This is a genomic window from Cobetia sp. MB87 (genome assembly GCF_011319755.1).
Classification (GTDB): domain Bacteria; phylum Pseudomonadota; class Gammaproteobacteria; order Pseudomonadales; family Halomonadaceae; genus Cobetia.
On the sequence record NZ_VFBC01000005.1, the window covers coordinates 436,216 to 452,266 of the forward strand.

At 63.3% G+C, this 16,051-nt stretch carries 11 protein-coding genes; 2 read left to right on the plus strand and 9 right to left on the minus strand.

What is annotated here, in order from left to right; all coding sequences use genetic code 11:
- Positions 1-24: 24 nt before the first annotated feature.
- Positions 25-2,247, minus strand: a complete 2,223-nt coding sequence (locus CDPAHKCJ_RS05210) for an FAD-dependent oxidoreductase (RefSeq protein WP_166018932.1) — start codon at positions 2,245-2,247, stop codon at positions 25-27.
- A gap of 297 nt (positions 2,248-2,544) precedes the next feature.
- On the opposite strand from CDPAHKCJ_RS05210, the gene msrA reads away from it, so the two are divergent.
- Positions 2,545-3,222: a peptide-methionine (S)-S-oxide reductase MsrA gene (gene msrA, locus CDPAHKCJ_RS05215; protein WP_166018933.1), complete on the plus strand. Its 678-nt coding sequence runs from the start codon at positions 2,545-2,547 to the stop codon at positions 3,220-3,222.
- A 91-nt stretch (positions 3,223-3,313) separates the two neighbouring features.
- On the opposite strand, the gene CDPAHKCJ_RS05220 is transcribed toward msrA, so the two are convergent.
- Entirely contained in the window at positions 3,314-4,633 is a 1,320-nt protein-coding gene (locus CDPAHKCJ_RS05220; protein ID WP_166018934.1) for an MFS transporter, read from the minus strand.
- Between the two features lie 205 nt (positions 4,634-4,838).
- Here CDPAHKCJ_RS05220 and CDPAHKCJ_RS05225 point away from each other — a divergent pair, with 205 nt between their 5' ends.
- Positions 4,839-5,765, plus strand: a complete 927-nt coding sequence (locus CDPAHKCJ_RS05225) for a LysR family transcriptional regulator (RefSeq protein ID WP_166018935.1) — start codon at positions 4,839-4,841, stop codon at positions 5,763-5,765.
- 151 nt (positions 5,766-5,916) lie between these two features.
- Here CDPAHKCJ_RS05225 and CDPAHKCJ_RS05230 read toward each other — a convergent pair whose 3' ends face one another.
- From CDPAHKCJ_RS05230 to CDPAHKCJ_RS05260, 7 genes are all read right to left on the minus strand, one after another.
- Entirely contained in the window at positions 5,917-6,516 is a 600-nt protein-coding gene (locus CDPAHKCJ_RS05230) for an NlpC/P60 family protein (RefSeq protein WP_166018936.1), read from the minus strand.
- Positions 6,517-6,827: 311 nt separating this feature from the next.
- The gene (locus CDPAHKCJ_RS05235; RefSeq protein ID WP_166018937.1) at positions 6,828-9,455 is read right to left on the minus strand and encodes a YbeU/YbeR family protein; all 2,628 of its coding nucleotides are present in this window, start codon (positions 9,453-9,455) and stop codon (positions 6,828-6,830) included.
- A 242-nt stretch (positions 9,456-9,697) separates the two neighbouring features.
- A complete protein-coding gene (locus CDPAHKCJ_RS05240) occupies positions 9,698-12,781 on the minus strand; it encodes an efflux RND transporter permease subunit (protein ID WP_166018938.1) in 3,084 nt (1,027 codons plus the stop codon).
- 3 nt (positions 12,782-12,784) lie between these two features.
- A complete protein-coding gene (locus CDPAHKCJ_RS05245) occupies positions 12,785-14,053 on the minus strand; it encodes an efflux RND transporter periplasmic adaptor subunit (RefSeq protein ID WP_166018939.1) in 1,269 nt (422 codons plus the stop codon).
- Positions 14,054-14,136: 83 nt separating this feature from the next.
- The gene (locus tag CDPAHKCJ_RS05250; RefSeq protein ID WP_166018940.1) at positions 14,137-14,763 is read right to left on the minus strand and encodes a TetR family transcriptional regulator; all 627 of its coding nucleotides are present in this window, start codon (positions 14,761-14,763) and stop codon (positions 14,137-14,139) included.
- Between the two features lie 353 nt (positions 14,764-15,116).
- Positions 15,117-15,596 (minus strand): YcgN family cysteine cluster protein, encoded by a 480-nt coding sequence (locus tag CDPAHKCJ_RS05255; protein ID WP_166018941.1) that lies wholly within the window; start codon positions 15,594-15,596, stop codon positions 15,117-15,119.
- A 69-nt stretch (positions 15,597-15,665) separates the two neighbouring features.
- The gene (locus CDPAHKCJ_RS05260) at positions 15,666-15,962 is read right to left on the minus strand and encodes a YcgL domain-containing protein (protein WP_043333897.1); all 297 of its coding nucleotides are present in this window, start codon (positions 15,960-15,962) and stop codon (positions 15,666-15,668) included.
- Positions 15,963-16,051 lie beyond the last annotated feature (89 nt).

Sequence of the window (16,051 nt, forward strand, 5' to 3'; positions counted from 1 at the left end):
CGGGTGCGCGGCATCAGTCATCAATTAGTGTTTTTCAGCAGCCGGAGCACTCGCGGCGTCCGTCGCCTTGAGCGTCTTGGTCGGTTCGAAGCGACCATTGCGGCGCCAGGTGAAGTAACGGTCGAGCACCTTGAGCACGCCTTCCGGCTTGTGGGCATTCTTCCACATGCCCGCCGCGGCCTTGTTGGCTTCCGACAGTGTCGGGTACGGATGGATGGTGGAGAGTATCTTGTTGAGGCCGATGCCGTGTTTCATGGCCATGGTGAATTCTGCCAACCATTCGCCTGCATAGGCACCGACCAGCGTCACACCCAGGATACGATCACGGCCCTTCTCGGTGAGTACCTTGACGAAGCCTTCGGTGGCCCGCTCGGCCAGCGCACGATCACTCTCGCCCATCTCGTAATGGGTGACCTCGTACTCATAGCCCTGGGCCTTGGCTTCGGTCTCGTTGAGGCCGACACGTGCCACTTCCGGCTCCGTGTAGGTGACCATCGGCATGATACGGTAGTCGACCTTGAAGGTCTTCAGACCACCGAACAGCGCGTTGACCGCCGCGTGCCACGCCTGATGACCCGCCGCATGGGTGAACTGGTAGGGGCCGGCCACATCGCCGCATGCCCAGATGTTCGGCTGCAGAGTCTGCAGCGACTCGGAGACATCGATGGTGCCGCGCTCGGAAACCGCGATGCCCAGCTCTTCCAGACCGAAGCCTTCGACGTTGGCTTCGCGCCCGATGGCCACCAGCAGCTCGTCGAACTCGATCCAGCTCTCCTCACCGTCGGGAGAACTCACGACCAGATGGCGCATCGGCTGACTGTCCTTGTCCTTGAGCACCTCGATGCGCGTGGCGGTGGAATTGATGCGCAGATCGACGCCCTCACCAGCCAGCTGCTCGTGCATCAGCGTGCTGACTTCCTCGTCCTCACGCGGCATCACCCGTGGGGCACCCTCGATGATGGTGACGTGACTGCCCAGGCGCGCGAAGCTCTGGCCCAGTTCCATGCCGATCGGGCCGGAACCCAGCACGACCAGGCGCTTGGGCTGCACCCTGAGATCCCAAAGGTTGTCAGAGGTCAACGGCGTGATCAGCTCGATACCGGGGATCGCAGGAACACGCGGGCGGGCACCGGTGGCGATCACCACGTTGCGCGTGGTCAGCACGCGGCCATCGACTTCCACTTCCCAGGGCGTCCTGAGTCTGGCGTTGCCGGTATGGACTTCCACGCCCAGACTCTCGTAACGCTCGATGCTGTCATGCGGTTCGACACTCTCGACCACGTCCTGCACATGCCCCATCACCTTGGCGAAGTCGATCTCCGGCTCATTGGCGGTGATCCCGAAGCGCTGTGACTGGCGAATCTCATGAGCTGCACGCCCGGCACGAATCAGCGCCTTGGAGGGCACACAGCCGGTATTGAGGCAGTCACCGCCCATCTTGTGACGCTCGATCAGCGCGACACGCGCATTGACGGCGGAGGCGATATAGCTGGTCACCAGCCCGGCGGAACCGGCACCGATGACGACCATGTCGTAGTCGAAGGTCTTCGGCTTGGTGAAGGCCGCCTGCTGCTTGCGCTTGCGCAGCACGCCGACGATCTTCTTGGCGATCAGCGGGAACAGGCCCAGCGCGATGAAGGAGGCGATCAGTCCCGGCGAGAGGATGCCGGACAGAGACTCCAGCTGGCCCAGCTCACGACCGGCATTCACGTAGATGGCGGTGCCCGCCAGCATGCCCAGCTGGCTTGCCACGTAGAAGGTGACCACGCGCATGCGGGTCAGGCCCATCACCAGATTGACGATGAAGAATGGGAAGACCGGTACCAGGCGCAGCGTGAACAGATAGAAACCGCCTTCACGCTCGACGCCACGATTGAGGGATTCCAGCTGACGGCGGAAGCGCTTCTCGATGCTCTCGCGCAGCAGAGTACGGGAAATCAGGAAGGCCAGCGTCGCACCGATGGTGCTGGCGAAGGAGATCAGCAACAGCCCCCAGCCGAAGCCGAACAGCGCGCCGCCCAGCAGCGTCAGCAGTGCTGCCCCGGGCAGTGAAAGTGCCGCCATCGCCACGTAGACGACGAAGAAGGTGCCCGCGACCTTGTACGGCGATTCCGCGAACAACGCCTGGAATTCCGACTGGCTGGCCTTGAGGCTCTGCAGGGTGAAGTAATCCTGCGCCCCGCTGGCAAAGAACACCACGATGGCAGCGACGATGGCGCCCAGAAGCAGTAACTTGCGTTTATTCACTGGCGATTTCCTTTTCGATTCCTGCCGTCATGGGCATGTCATTGGGATGTACCGTGTCCTTACGAGGCATGACGCTGACTGGATGCACTGATTCGCGTAGCGGGGTGAATGACAGTGACTTGATCACGACAACGGTAAGGTTTCATTCTGCATGTTCGCATCCATCCCACGTTTATTCGCGTAGAAACCTGATACAGGCAGTGAGAACTCAACAACGCCAGTCATCTCACGGCTCACCGAGACATGGAAATTTCCGTGTACTCATCTCGAAGGAATGACGCCTTTCCCGGAGACACCATGACCCGATACACGCGAATCCCCTTCCCAGCGCTCAGACGTCTCACGCCACTGGCAAGCCTCCTCGGCGGCCTGCTGCTTGTCGGCCACGCCAATGCCTTCGACCCGGAAACGGCGCCCAAGGGCGTCGCCGAGGGTGTTGCTCAAGGCCAGGAAGTCGCCATCTTCGCCGGTGGCTGCTTCTGGTGCATGGAGGGGCCCTTCGACAAGCTGGACGGTGTGATCTCAACCACCTCCGGCTATACCGCCGGCGAACAGGACAATCCGACCTACAAGCAGGTCTCCTCGGGCGGCACCGGGCACACCGAAGCGGTCAAGGTGGTGTACGAGCCCGAAAAGGTCAGCTACGACACCCTGCTGGATGTCTTCTGGCACAACATCGACCCGGTCGCGGTGGATCGCCAGTTCTGTGATGCCGGCACCCAATACCGCAGCGGCATCTATCCGGTGGATGAGGCACAGCGTGAGGCCGCCGAAGCCAGTCGCGATGCACTGAAGGACAGATTCCCCGAAGGCATCGCCACCGAGATCGAGGCGGCAGGGCCCTGGTATGCGGCCGAGGATTACCATCAGGATTTCTACAAGAAGAACCCGGTGCGCTATCGCTTCTATCGCGCCGGCTGTGGCCGCGATGACCGTCTGGAAGAGATCTGGGGTGACGATGCCCCCGCGCACTGATTCCGCCCTCCAGGCCCTCTGAACGACAACGGCTCGCCATCTGGCGAGCCGTTGTCGTATGCGTGCTCTGGTGCCTGTGCCGCTTTCAGACTCAATACTGCGTGGTGGCCCGGCGCCAGCACAGGATTGCCAGCGAGAAGGTCACCGCCAGTACCAGTACGCTGGCGGCCACCACCCCGGGCCATCCGGCAGCCTGCCAGAAGGGTTCCAGCCAGAAGCCGCCGAGACTCGCGCCAAGATAGTAGGCGGTCAGATACAGCGCACTGGCACTGGCCCGCGCGCCTTCGGCATTGCGCCCGACCCAGGCCGAGGCGGTGGCATGCGCGAGGAAGAAGCCGAAGGCATTCAAACTCAGACCGATCAACATCCCGACCAGCGAGTGACTCAACGTCAACAGCGTGCCGAGTATCACGATGCCGGTGCCCAGCATCATGGTCAGCGCCTGACCGCGTCGCTGAGCGATCGCCAGCGCGGCCTCGCCGTGCTCAGCCGCGGCCCCCGGCACCAGACGCCGTGCCAGCCGGCCAGACTGGGAGGCGCCGAAGGTGCCTGCCAGATAGGTCAGGAACAACAGCCCCAGCCATTGACTGCTGAGTGACCAGGGCGCCTCACTCAATCGAAAGGTCATGTAGCTGTAGAGATTGACGAAGATGAAGAAATTCAGCCCACCGAGCAGAAACACCGGCCACAGACGAGGGTTGCGCAGATGACGCCCCAGGCCTGCCAGCATGCTGCTCAGCTTGAGCGGCTGGGCAACGAAGCGTCTCTGGCGCGGCAGCAGCTGCCACAAGGCCCCCAGTACCAACAGGCTGACGCCGCCGATGGCGGCAAAGCTGGCCTGCCAGCCCCAGTGCTCCGCGATCACGCCCCCCGCGACCCGCCCCGAGATGCCGCCCAGCGAATTGGCGCTGATATAGAGCCCCACTGCCACCATCAAGGCGGGTTGCTCCATCTCGTCACTCATGTACGCCACTGCCACCGCCGGCAGGCCGCCGAGCAGAAAGCCCTGCAGCGCGCGCACCGCCAGCAGCGACCAGAAGCCCTCGGCGAACAGTGCCAGCCCTGAACAGGCCACCCCGCCAGCCAGGGTCCACAGCAGGATACGCCGCCGCCCCAGCGCATCGGACAGCGGGCCGAACACCAGCAATGCCAGAGCCAGCGTCAGGGTGCTCACCGACAGGGACAGACTCGCCTGCAGCGAGCTCAGGCCCAGATCCGTCGCCAGCAGCGGCAGCAGCGGTTGCACCAGATAGAGGTTGATGAAGACCACGAAGGAGCCCAGGCACAGCGCCTGGGTCATGTGCCGCCAGTCACGCCCGCGCGCCTTGAGCGGCTCGGGCAGCTCTGCCTGTGTGGCGGAGATCGAACTGGCGGAGGCGGGGGAAGAAGACGCGGAATGCGATGAAGCCATCAGGTACCTGCACTCAATCAAGCATGGGGATGGCGCCAGTCTGCGCCGCGCGCTCGCATCAGTAAAATAGCTCGACATGATGCTGACCATCAGCAAAGCTGATGGCCGTGGCGACACAGGAATGTCGCAAACTGCGCCGAGAAGGAAGCTGCGCAGATAAAGGACTCCGCGCTGAAAAGCACCTCGCGATCAACAGGACCCCGCGATGAAACTGCCCTTCGATCTGCGTGCACTGGAGATATTCGTCAGTGTCGTCGAGCACCAGAGCTTCACCACTGCCGCTCAGTCACTCAGCCTGGCCCAGTCAGCGGTCAGCCAGTCGCTCGCCGGGCTTGAAGGCCGGCTGGGCACCCAACTGCTGGTCAGGGGCTCACGCGGTCTGCGCCTGACACCGGCCGGCGATACGCTGCTCGAGCATGCCCGGCCCCTGCTGCAACAGGCACAGCGCGCGGCACTGGCGATGGCGGAGCTCGAGGGGCTGGTCAAGGGCGAGGTGCGCATCGGCGTCTCTTCGATGCTCGGCTCCTACTACTTCCCGCCGCTGTTGATGGCGTTCAAGGCACGCTATCCCGACATCAAGCTCAGCGTGATCGAGGGCGGCACCCTGAGCCTGCGCCGGATGATCGACAATGCCGAGCTGGACCTGGGCGTCATCGTCGAGGACCAGCTCGGCAGCGACACCCACGGCCTGATTCGACGCCACTTCCTGAGCGAGGAAATGGTGGTCTGCCTGGCGAACGATCATCCGCTGGCCGCCCGCACGCAGATCAGCGTCGAGGAGTTCTTCGCCGAGGAGCTGGTGGTCTTCAAGCGCGGCTACTTTCATCGCAACTTCATCGAGCGCCTGGCCAGCCGGCATGGCCTCGCGCCGAGCATCGCCTTCGAATCGAACCTGATCGCCCTCAACAAGGCGATCGTCGCGCGGGGATTCGGAATCACCACCTTCCTCAAGCGTGTGGTCGAGGACGACCGTGAAGAGAACAACCTGACCGCCGTATCGTTCGATGAGCCCGCCTGGCTTGAGCTGTCACTCGCCTGGCGCCGCGAACGCGGCCTGTCGCGTGCCGAGCAGGCGCTGGTCGATTTCGTCATTGAACACTCGGCGGCCGATAGACCCGCCCCGGACGCCTAGAGCGCTGGGGATCAGGCAAGCAGCACTGCGCTGGAGCTCCCTTCCTGAGCAGTGGCTGACATTTTCCCGGGTCCAGAAACGACATCACCCGGCCAGGGCCGGGTGATGTCCAAGAAGACACTTGTCTGTTTCAGTGCGGCGCGTGATCAGCTCACTGGCTACGCATGGCCAGCTTCATCTGCATGGCCTCGTAGGGCATCGGGCGACGCGACTGCCAGTAGTGCTGGGACCAATAGACGTTGTCGAGCCGCGACAGCTTCACGCCACGCGAGGTGGACGCATGCAGGAAGTAGCCGTTGCCGACGTAGACACCTACATGGTTATAGCGACGCGAGGGTCGGAAGAAGACCAGATCGCCCGGCTTGAGCTGCGACTTGTCGATGCGCTTGCCACGCTTCACCTGGTCGGTGGTGGTACGCGGCAGATCGATACCGAAACCATCACTGAAGACATGCTGCATCAAGGCGGAGCAATCGATGCCGCGAGTGTTGGTTCCCCCCAGACGATAGGGCGTCCCGGCCCAGCGGTCATGCTCTTCCAGCAGGACATCGCGGATGCTCGGCCCTGACATGGCGTAGTCCTGCGGCTCGGCAGCCGGCTGGGACGCGGACTGGCGATAGCGCTTGAGCTTCGGCAATTCCGGCAGGTCCACATCGTAGTAGGCCACATCATTGGACGGTGTTGAGTGACTGGCACAGCCTGCCACACCCAGTGGCAGGATCAGAAAACAGCATAATAACGCGTGGCGCATCCAGCATTCCTCGTCGTGGGCCCGGCGCTGGAAGGGTGAAGGTGAGCAGCGCTTGCGGACGGCGATAACCATTGATGCATGACGATGATCGTTGATCGATCAGAGATAACACGGCGACTATCTGACAGGGTGGGCCAAATCAGGCAGCAGCACACCTTGCAACACGATGACGACAGTCAGATGACAAACCCGAGTCGTTCGCAGGATAGTAGTTCATGTTTCCGCAAACCGTATGCCATTGCCGCACAAGTTAGACCAAAGTATCAGATAAGGTACCCTCTGCCGCTCACCCAACCTGAATTGAGTCCCGCTCAGTGCAGCGTGCGAGCGTCTCCGCTCAGCACATCCAGATGCAATGCCGGCCAATGGCCCGGCCGCGCGCCCGGGAAATCGAGACTCGACCAAGCGCCGGCCAGCGGGGGCGCCGCCGTCAACCATTGGATGAGCGCGTCGCGGAAGCCGCGCAGGAAGCTGTCACGCTGGTCGGTGTCACCCATGAAGAAGGCATAGCCGGCAAACAGTCCCCGGGCATATTCCTTCCAGCTGCCGTAGTGGTCGCGCGCCATCGCATAGGCACTGTCCAGATAGGCGGTGAAGGTCACCTCGTCCAGCCAGCCCAGCTGTCGCCCGGCAATCGCGAGGTCCACCATCTGGGCGATGTCCCACGCCGCCATGTCCAGCTCGTTGCAGCGCGCCTCGTTGTCTCTGACGCGACGCAGACGGTCCAGATGCACCTGCTCGTCATCGCCGCGCTCGGCGCTTTCCAGCACGTCGATCTCGTTATCGAGGCGGGCGCGATTGAGAGTGTAGGGGCCGTAATTGATCTGGTATTCATCCCGATCACCGGCATCGCGCAGGAAGTCGAGGAAGCCCTTGAGCGCCTCGGCATTGGCGAGACCATAATGACCTTCGAGCCAGCCGCTGAGTTCCTCGACGCCCCGCCCGTACTCGACCATCGGCTCGCCCCAGCACGGTGTATTGAGCGGACCGCTCAGCGCCAGCGCCGTGAAGCGATCCAGACTCGGACGCAGCCCCGGCTCCTGCCAGTCACTGGCGCGCCAGTCGAGCCAATGGAACAGACTGCCGGGGTCATCGAGATGCCAGCGGATCTCGTTGACCAGCGGATGGTCCTCGAGTTCCGGCACCGCGGATTCCCACACCGCCCAGGCTTCCAGCAGACGCATGGCGTCCGGGTAGTAGCGACACAGGGCACTGCGCAAACGCTCGCCACACTGCGCTAGCTCATCGGCCGGGAAATCACCACTGTCCTGCACCATCAGCAGATAGAAGGCGTACTTCTCGGCCATCACCACGCTGGCGGGATAGCGATGACAGACGGCCAACCGTTGACGGCGCTCAAGCTCGACGGCATCGGCACGTCCGAAGGGGGTCTGGGCGTCGGGCAAGGCACCACGCGCGGCGTCGGCAGCCAGCTGATTGAGATGATGCGCCTGCGCCGGCAGCCAGAAACGTGCCATGCCCTGCACGCCGTCGCGGGTATCCAGCGCCAGCGTCTCGTTGAGATATTGGCGTGCCTCTTCGCGGCGCGCCGCATCGACCTCGGCGACAAGCCCCTGACGATAGAGCAGGTCCGGCTCGCGGATACTGGCGATGGCCAGCACCCAATGGCGGCTGTCATTGCGCCACGCACGGATCGCCGCGCGGCAGCGCTCACGCTGGGCGGCAGGTAACAGCGCATGCAGCTCGCAACGCAGCGGCGTCAGCGGCGACGCCATCAGCGGACGCCAGTCACTCTCGGTGTCGCGGGTCAGATCGACACCCTCGAACAGGCTGCGACCACGCTGATAGGCGCGGGCCACGCCCTGCCAGTCGGCATAGCGGCGCACCAGCAGGTCAATGCCGTGGGCGGCGAAGTCCTCGCCCTCCTCACGACTCAGCCAGCCGGCACATAACCCGGCGAAGGCGAGATCGACCAGACGCAGCCAGTCCCAGGCGGCGAATTCCAGTGGCTCACCACGATCGAGATACTGCAACAGCAGCTCGCCGTAGGCCGTCGGTGACGGGGGCTTTTCCAGCCCGCCATCGGCGACTTCGAGACTCGAGGAAGCATGCGCGGGAGCCCCCTTGCGCCCTTCCGACTTGCGTTCGGCCTCTTCCTGCGCCGCATCCGCTTCCAGCTCATCCAGCCACTTGGCACGCTCGCTGTCGCTGGCCGTCATCAGGCGTGCGCTGTCGATGTCCCAGCCATAGCGATGCCCCTGCGAGGCCAGCCACAGCAGCAGACGTATCAGCTCATCACGCCCGGTGATCGCCCAGGTCTCGGCCAGCCAGCGCGCGACATCCGGCCAGTGCGCCGCGGCGTCAAAGCCGCTGGCACCGTCCTCGTGCGGGCCGCTGTCATCGGTGGTCAATGACTGCCCACCGAGCCACGGCGAGAAGATGGCGCGCGCCATCCAGACCCGGTCGCGCTCGCCCTGAGGCCAGAGCTGCGTGACCGCCACCGGAGGCTGTGCCTCCAGCGCCTCCTGCAGGCGTGGCCAGGTGACGCCGGCGTCTTCGTGCTCCAACTGAGACAACGCGAGGCTGGCCTCGAAGAAGCCATCATCGCCTCGCGTCCAGCCCGCATCGCTGCGCGAATGGGCCAGCGCCTTGAGCCAGTCATCCAGCGAGGTGAAACGCCCGCCGATCGCTGTCAGCAGACGTATCAGCCAGGCACGCGTGCGCGCCTCTGACAGCCAGCCCGCGGTACGTGCCAGCGCCAGCAGTTCCAACGCCTCCAGCTGGTGCAGCGGGTCCGGGGTGTCATTGGGGAAGGCCTCCAGCAGACGCCATCCCAACTCGCCCGCATCCGGGACTTCCTGGGCCTTCAGACGCGCGCACGCCTGGGCCGGTGTCCACACCGTTTCCGGCGCTGCACTGAAGCCCCAACCGCACAACACCAGCTGTTGCCCCCACCAGGCACTCAGGGGTTCGACCAAGGCACACCTCACGACTCGATAGGATTCGACTGACGCAACACTTGCGACCGGGCAACTCGCGACCGGCGGCGCATAGTGTAACGGAAAGGGGCTTGCGGCGATGCCCCTCACGCAGGATAGCGAGCACGAACCACACCATGACGCCCGATGACAAAGGCACTGTCATCGGGCGTCATGGTGTGGGTGGCCGCAGACAGCGCAGACCAAGATTACCGCATTCTCATCACATCAGGATCATCACATCAGGATGTCTTCATGGAATGCTTGCTGGTCGGGATGCGGAAGAAGGCGCAGTACGCCACCGGCAGCACCACCAGCGTCAGCAGGGTCGCCACGCCCAGCCCGAACACGATCACTACCGCCATGCTCGAGAAGAAGGCGTCCGGGAACAGCGGAATCATGCCCAGCATGGTGGTGATCGCCGCCATCGACACCGGTCGCACACGACTGACGGCCGCCTGCACCACCGCCTGGAAGCGATCCTCCTGCTCATCGAGCTGCACGTTGATCTCTTCCACCAGCACGATGGCATTCTTGAGTACCATGCCGATCAGACTCAAGGTGCCGAGCAGCGCCATGAAGGTGAAGGGTGCGCCGAACACGATCAGACCACTGACGATACCGATCAGCGTCAGCGGCACGATGGACCAGATGGCCAGCGCCTGACGCAGATTGGAGAACAGCAGCACCGTGATCACGAACATGCCCAGCAGCCCCATCGGCAGCGAGGAGAACAGCGCCTGCTGAGCCTCGGATGAGGTTTCGTACTCGCCGCCCCACTCCAGGTGGTAGCCCTCGGGCAGCTCGATGGCCTCGATCTTGGGACGGATACGCCCCAGCACGCTGGCGGCCGTTTCGCCGGACAGCGGCATCGGCTCGGCGTAGACCGCCAGCATGCGCTGACGATCGCGACGCTTGATCAGCGGGTCGCGCAGCTCGGTCTCGAGCGGCCCCATCACCGAGCCCGCCGGCACGTAGGTCTCCTGCTCATCGCTCCAGACGTTGAGGCTCGCCAGGGTGTCGAGGTCGAAGCGCTGACGCTCCTCTCCGCGCAGCAGGATCGGGATCAGCTCGGAGCCTTCGCGATAGACACCCACGCTCTCACCGTCGCTGTTGATCAGCAGCGCCTGATGCAGTGAATCACGCGTCACACCGACACGCCGCGCCTGATCATCCAGGAATTCTGGCTCGATGCGATTGACGCGATTGCGCCATGACAGACGAATGCTGTCGGCCAGCGGCTCCTCCTCGAAGACGCTACGTACCTTGCCCGCCAGCTGACGCAGCACTGCGGGGTCTTCGCCATAGAGGCGCGCCTCGAGACTCGCCTTCGCCGAGGGCCCGACCTGCAACGCCTGCACCTTGTATTCGACTTCAGGGTACTCGGCGCGTATCAGGCGTATCACCTCCTCCATGCGCGCTTCGCGACTGGCCCGGTCCCGGGTCTCGACGATCAGCTGCCCGAAGCTTGCATAGCTGTCTTCCGGCGAGTAGGTCAGCGTGAAGCGCTGGGCGCCCCCGCCGGTGACACTGGTGACATGATTGACCTTGTCCATCTTGAGCACCTGCTGCTCAAGGTCCGCGATGCGCGCTTCCGTCGCCAGCACATCGGTGCCTTCCGGCATCCAGACATCGACGAAGAACAGCGGTGTCGAGGCATCCGGGAAGAAGGCGTTCTTGACCTGCCCGAAGCTCATCACGGCCACTACCAGCAACGCCACCGCGCCCCCCAGGGTCAGCCAGCGCAGGCGAATCGCCCAGCTCAGCAGGCTGCGGAAGCCACGGAAGATGACGCCACGATAGGGGTCTTCCTCCTGATTCTCGTCCGCGTCACTGCCTGCCGTCTCCCGCGCTTCGCGGAAGAACATGTCGAAGAAGAACGGCGTCAGCGTCAGGGCGGTGATCCAGCTCAACAGCAACGAGTAGCACAGCACCCAGAACAATGACCCGACGAACTCGCCGGTGGCATCCGGCGACAGACCGATGGGCGCGAAGGCGGTGATCGCGATCACCGTGGCCCCCAGCAACGGCATGCGGTTCTGGCTGACGACCTCGAAGGCGGCCTGACGCTTGGTCTTGCCACGCTTGAGGCCGATCAACATGCCCTCGGTGACCACGATGGCATTGTCCACCAGCATGCCCAGCGCGATGATCAAGGCCCCCAGCGAGATCTTCTGCAGCTCGATGCCATGAATCGACATCATCACGAAGGTGCCGAGAATGGTGATCAACAGCACCAGCCCCATCAGCACGCCACTCTTGACGCCCATGAACACCAGCAGCACCAGAATCACGATGCCGACGGCCTCGGCCAGATTGATCAAGAAGCCGGACACCGCCTCATCCACCACCTGCGGCTGGTGATAGACCGTCGTCAGCTCCATGCCCAGCGGCATGCGCGACTCAAGCTCGCCAAGATGCTTGTCGACCAGTTCGCCGACCTCGACCACATTGACGCCGGAGGCGAACGAGATGCCCAGCGACAGCGCCGTCTCACCATCGGTGTGGTAGAGACGCGACGGCGATTCGGTGTACTCGCGGCTGACCGAGGCGATATCGCCGAGACGAATCAGGCCACCATTGCCGGGACGCCCGACCACCAGACGCTCCAGGTCCTGCACGCTCTGGAACTCGCCACTTGGCTGCAGTTCCAGCGACAGGCCGTTCTGGCGGATACGCCCGGCGTCACCGACCACGTTCTGGGCATTGAGCAGATTGGCGAGCTGATCCGGCGAGATGTTAAGCGCCTGCATGCGATCACGATCCAGCGCGACGATGACCTGCTCGCTGCGCGCGCCGACGATGGAGACCTTCTTGACCCCCTCCACCAGCGTCAGCTCGCGCTGCAGCAAGTCGGCCTGGTCCTCGAGGTCATGCGCCGAATAGCCCTTGCCGCTCAGGTTGTAGAGCAGCCCGAACACATCGCCGAAGTCGTCATTGACGATCGAGGAGCCACTGCCGGGCGGCAGGCTCGACTGGGCATCATTGATCTTGCGACGCAGCAGGTCCCAGTACTGCTGCATCTCGCCTTCGCGCACGCTGCTCTCGAGCTCCAGCGTGATCTGGGAAAGACCGGAGCTGTTGACCGAGCTGACGCGCTTGAGATTGGGAATCTGCTGGATCGCCTTCTCCAGCGGCAGTGTGACTTCCTCTTCCACCTGCTTGGGCGTCGCGCCCGGATACTGGGTAGTCACCACCGCGTTGCGGATGGTGAACTCGGGAAATTCCAGCTGGCCGAGCCCGAAGAAGGAGGTCACGCCGCCCACCGACAGCAGCAGCACGACCATCCAGCTGATGACCTTGTGTCTCAGGAAATAATCGACCATGGATCAGAGCCCCGCTTCCTTGACCCAGGGACGCACAGGCTCCCCGGCTTCCATGCGACTGGCGCCCGCCGTGACCAGACGGTCACCGGCACTCAGTTCTCCCGTGATCACCAGCCCTTCGCCGGTGGCCTGCAATACCGTGACCGGCACGGCCTCGACGGTGCCCTGGGCGCCAGCTTCCTGCTGCTTGCCCTCGCGCTTGCCCTCATTCTTGCCGTCGTCTGAGCCGGTGTCCGTGGTGGCGTTCTCATTGATCGACTCGCTCGCCTGAGCGTCACCGCCATTGGGCACATAGCGCCACACCACGGCCTGATCCGGACTTTCTTCCCGGGTGACCACCGCCTCGATCGGCACGCGCCACTGGCCCTGGGTCGCCGCCGTCAGCTGCTGCATGTCCAGCTCCACGGTAGCGCTCATGCCTGACAGTACGGTGATATCCTGCGGCTCCGGCAGCGTCAGGGTGACTTCATAGCTCAGCGAGCCCTCGCTGGCACTGGTGTCGTGCTCCTTGTAACGGGCCGGATAGCGCGACTCGCCACTGCCGAAGCGCACCCAGGCCAGGGCGGCATCCTCAAGGCGCCCGGCCTCGGCACGCTCACGATCGATGGCACGCACCTGACGCTCCGGCATGTTGAAGATCACGTCGATCTGCCCCGGCTGCTGCAGCACGGCAATGGTTTCCTGAGCGGCGACCACCTGATAGTTGTCCACCGGCACGCGCGCGATCACCCCGTCATAGGGTGCCTTGAGATAGGTGTAGCTGAGCTGGTCCTGCGCCTGGGAATACTGGGCCTGCGCCGACTGGAATTCGGCCTGCGCCTCATCGAAGCGCGCCCGACTGATGGCACCCTTCTCCACCGAGTACTTCATGCGCTTGTAGGTCGCCTGCGCCAGATTGAAGCTGGAGCGGGCATTGTTGAGCTCGCTTCTGGCATCACGATCATCCAGACGCGCGATCAGCTCGCCCTTCTCGACCTCCTGGCCGGCCTGGACCTTGAGTTCGCGCAGCTCACCGCCGATGCGGAACGATAGGTTGGAGCGCTCCGAGGCCTCGACCACGCCGGGATAGCGCTGGATGACACCGTCGCCTTCATCCGAGAGTGACAGCAACTTGACCGGATGTACCTTCTGCTTCTCCAGCGGTGCCTCGGCCTCACTGCAGGCCGCAAGCCCGAGGGCCAACAGGAGTCCGGCGAACAGCTTGAGGGCGCGGCCTCCCCGCCAGGCGAAAGGAGTACGCAGGTGTGGCTTGGCACCAGGTCGAAGTTTCATCAGCGGGCCCTTGAGTCGTTGGAATGGAATGGCATAAGCGAAAATCTGTCATCTGTCCGGCTGCGCTGCGGGACTGGCTGCCCTCACTGGCGAAGCGCGATCGCGTCCCAGGCCATCTCGAAGGCCTGGTCGAAGCTGGCAGCGCTGATGGCCGGTACCTGGCACCCGGAGCCCTGCAACAGGCTGTAGATCGACCGGAACATGAATACCTCGATGAGGGCGAGATCGATCTGCTTGAGGATGCCGGTCTGCTGGCCCAGCGCGAAGGCGTCCAGCAAGGGCGCGGCGCGCTCCTGATTGGCGACCCTCAGAGCGTCCTGCATATGGGAAGAGTGCAGAAACTGATCGTGAAAGCGGAACAACGCCGGCTGATGGCGTCCCAGCGCCACCAGAGCATTCCACACTCGACACAGTGCCGACTTCAGCTGCCGGGCAGCCGGCGACAACGGTGACGGCTCGGCCTCGATCGCCTCTGCCGGTTCGGCCTCGAAGGCCTCGATGGCGACCGCGATGATGCGCCGACTGACCTCACGAAAGGTCGCCTCCAGCAGGGCATCCTTGTCACGGTAGTAAAGATAGAGCGTGCCGGGCGACATGCCGGCGGCGCGCGCGATGCGCGCCACGGAGGTCACGGCGAAACCATGCTCGGCCACCTCATGCAGCGTGGCTTCCAGCAACGCCTGCTGCTTGTGTTCATCACGATGGCGCATGGCCCGTCTGCCTCTGGTCTGTTCTGTTCTTGAACGAATTTCAACAAAATAAATGAACGTTCATTTATTTACAACCAGACATTGCGCATCTGAATGCATGCACGCGCCATGGACCATGCAAAGCAACTCATGCAAAGCAACTTATGTAAATTAACTTATATAAAAGATCCAACGTGGCTGAGGGTCAGAGGAGTCAACGACAAGGCAGTGAATGCCTGACTCGAACTGCCTGACTCGAAATGACAGGCACGGAATGCCAGATACAGAATGTCAGAAACAAGAAAGCGCAGCTCATCGAGCTGCGCTTCTCTGGAGACATCCACCTGAAAACTGACACGCGCCCGCGGCGCGACTCAACTCTCGGGATCGATGATCGCGATGATGTGGTCTTCCAGGTCCTGCTGGCGCACCGATACCTCGGAGACGGCAAAGCGTGACACCGAGACCCCGGCGCGCTTGACGCTCCTGGCATCGCCAGTCAACAGCGGGTGCCATTCAGGCAGCTCACGACCTTCATTCAGGCGACGATAGCCGCAGGTTTCCGGCAGCCAGCGCAGCTTGCCCACCGTCTCGACATCCAGCGGGATGCAGCCCGGTACGCGCGTGGCGCGATTGGGATAATCGCGGCAGCTGACCTTGCGCACATCCAGCAGGCGACAGGCGACATCGAGTACCGCGATATCACCACTGTCTTCATCCTCGAACTTGAGCAGGCAGCATTGGCCACAGCCATCGCACAGCGCCTCCCACTCGGCGGTATTCAGCTCCGAGAGTGCGTGGCGCTCCCAGAAACGCTCACGCTTTCCGCCGTCAGGCTGCGGAACATCGCTCATCTTGCTCTCCTCGCCCTGCCGGGCAGCAGGGTCGTTTCATCAGTACGGTCTTGTCTGCCGGACAGGGCGTCAGTAATGCGTTTCCGGCGGCGTCACGCCAATCTCCTTGAGGAGATTTTCCTTGGCCGGCGGCATCTGGAGATAGAAGCCCTGCTCGCGAATCTTCTCGAGCACCGTGGTGCTGGCAACGCGCGCCAGCGGCTTGTCGGCACGAATCAGCAGTGTCATCAGAGGTGTCGGCGTGCCGAAGATGCCCAGCAGGGATTCCGGCACATCCTTGAGTCCACGCGCCTTCTCGACGTAGAGGTACATCTCGTCCTTCTTGGCGCTCTTGTAGATCTCGCAGATCATCTTGTCGTCTGTCATCGGGCTACCCATCATCTTGCAGCGCTTGCGCGCATCAGTGAGCTCTCACGTCACGGGCATGACCCGAGAGCTCACTACCTGTTTGACCT

Excerpts from the sequence above, each read along its gene's own strand:
- CDPAHKCJ_RS05240 (WP_166018938.1), bottom strand. The coding sequence starts at position 12,781 with ATGGTCGATTATTTCCTGAGACACAAGGTCATCAGCTGGATGGTCGTG.
- CDPAHKCJ_RS05260 (WP_043333897.1), bottom strand. The coding sequence starts at position 15,962 with ATGACAGACGACAAGATGATCTGCGAGATCTACAAGAGCGCCAAGAAG.
- CDPAHKCJ_RS05220 (WP_166018934.1), bottom strand. The coding sequence starts at position 4,633 with ATGGCTTCATCGCATTCCGCGTCTTCTTCCCCCGCCTCCGCCAGTTCG.
- CDPAHKCJ_RS05230 (WP_166018936.1), bottom strand. The coding sequence starts at position 6,516 with ATGCGCCACGCGTTATTATGCTGTTTTCTGATCCTGCCACTGGGTGTG.
- CDPAHKCJ_RS05250 (WP_166018940.1), bottom strand. The coding sequence starts at position 14,763 with ATGCGCCATCGTGATGAACACAAGCAGCAGGCGTTGCTGGAAGCCACG.
- CDPAHKCJ_RS05245 (WP_166018939.1), bottom strand. The coding sequence starts at position 14,053 with ATGAAACTTCGACCTGGTGCCAAGCCACACCTGCGTACTCCTTTCGCC.
- CDPAHKCJ_RS05255 (WP_166018941.1), bottom strand. The coding sequence starts at position 15,596 with ATGAGCGATGTTCCGCAGCCTGACGGCGGAAAGCGTGAGCGTTTCTGG.
- CDPAHKCJ_RS05225 (WP_166018935.1), top strand. The coding sequence starts at position 4,839 with ATGAAACTGCCCTTCGATCTGCGTGCACTGGAGATATTCGTCAGTGTC.
- msrA (WP_166018933.1), top strand. The coding sequence starts at position 2,545 with ATGACCCGATACACGCGAATCCCCTTCCCAGCGCTCAGACGTCTCACG.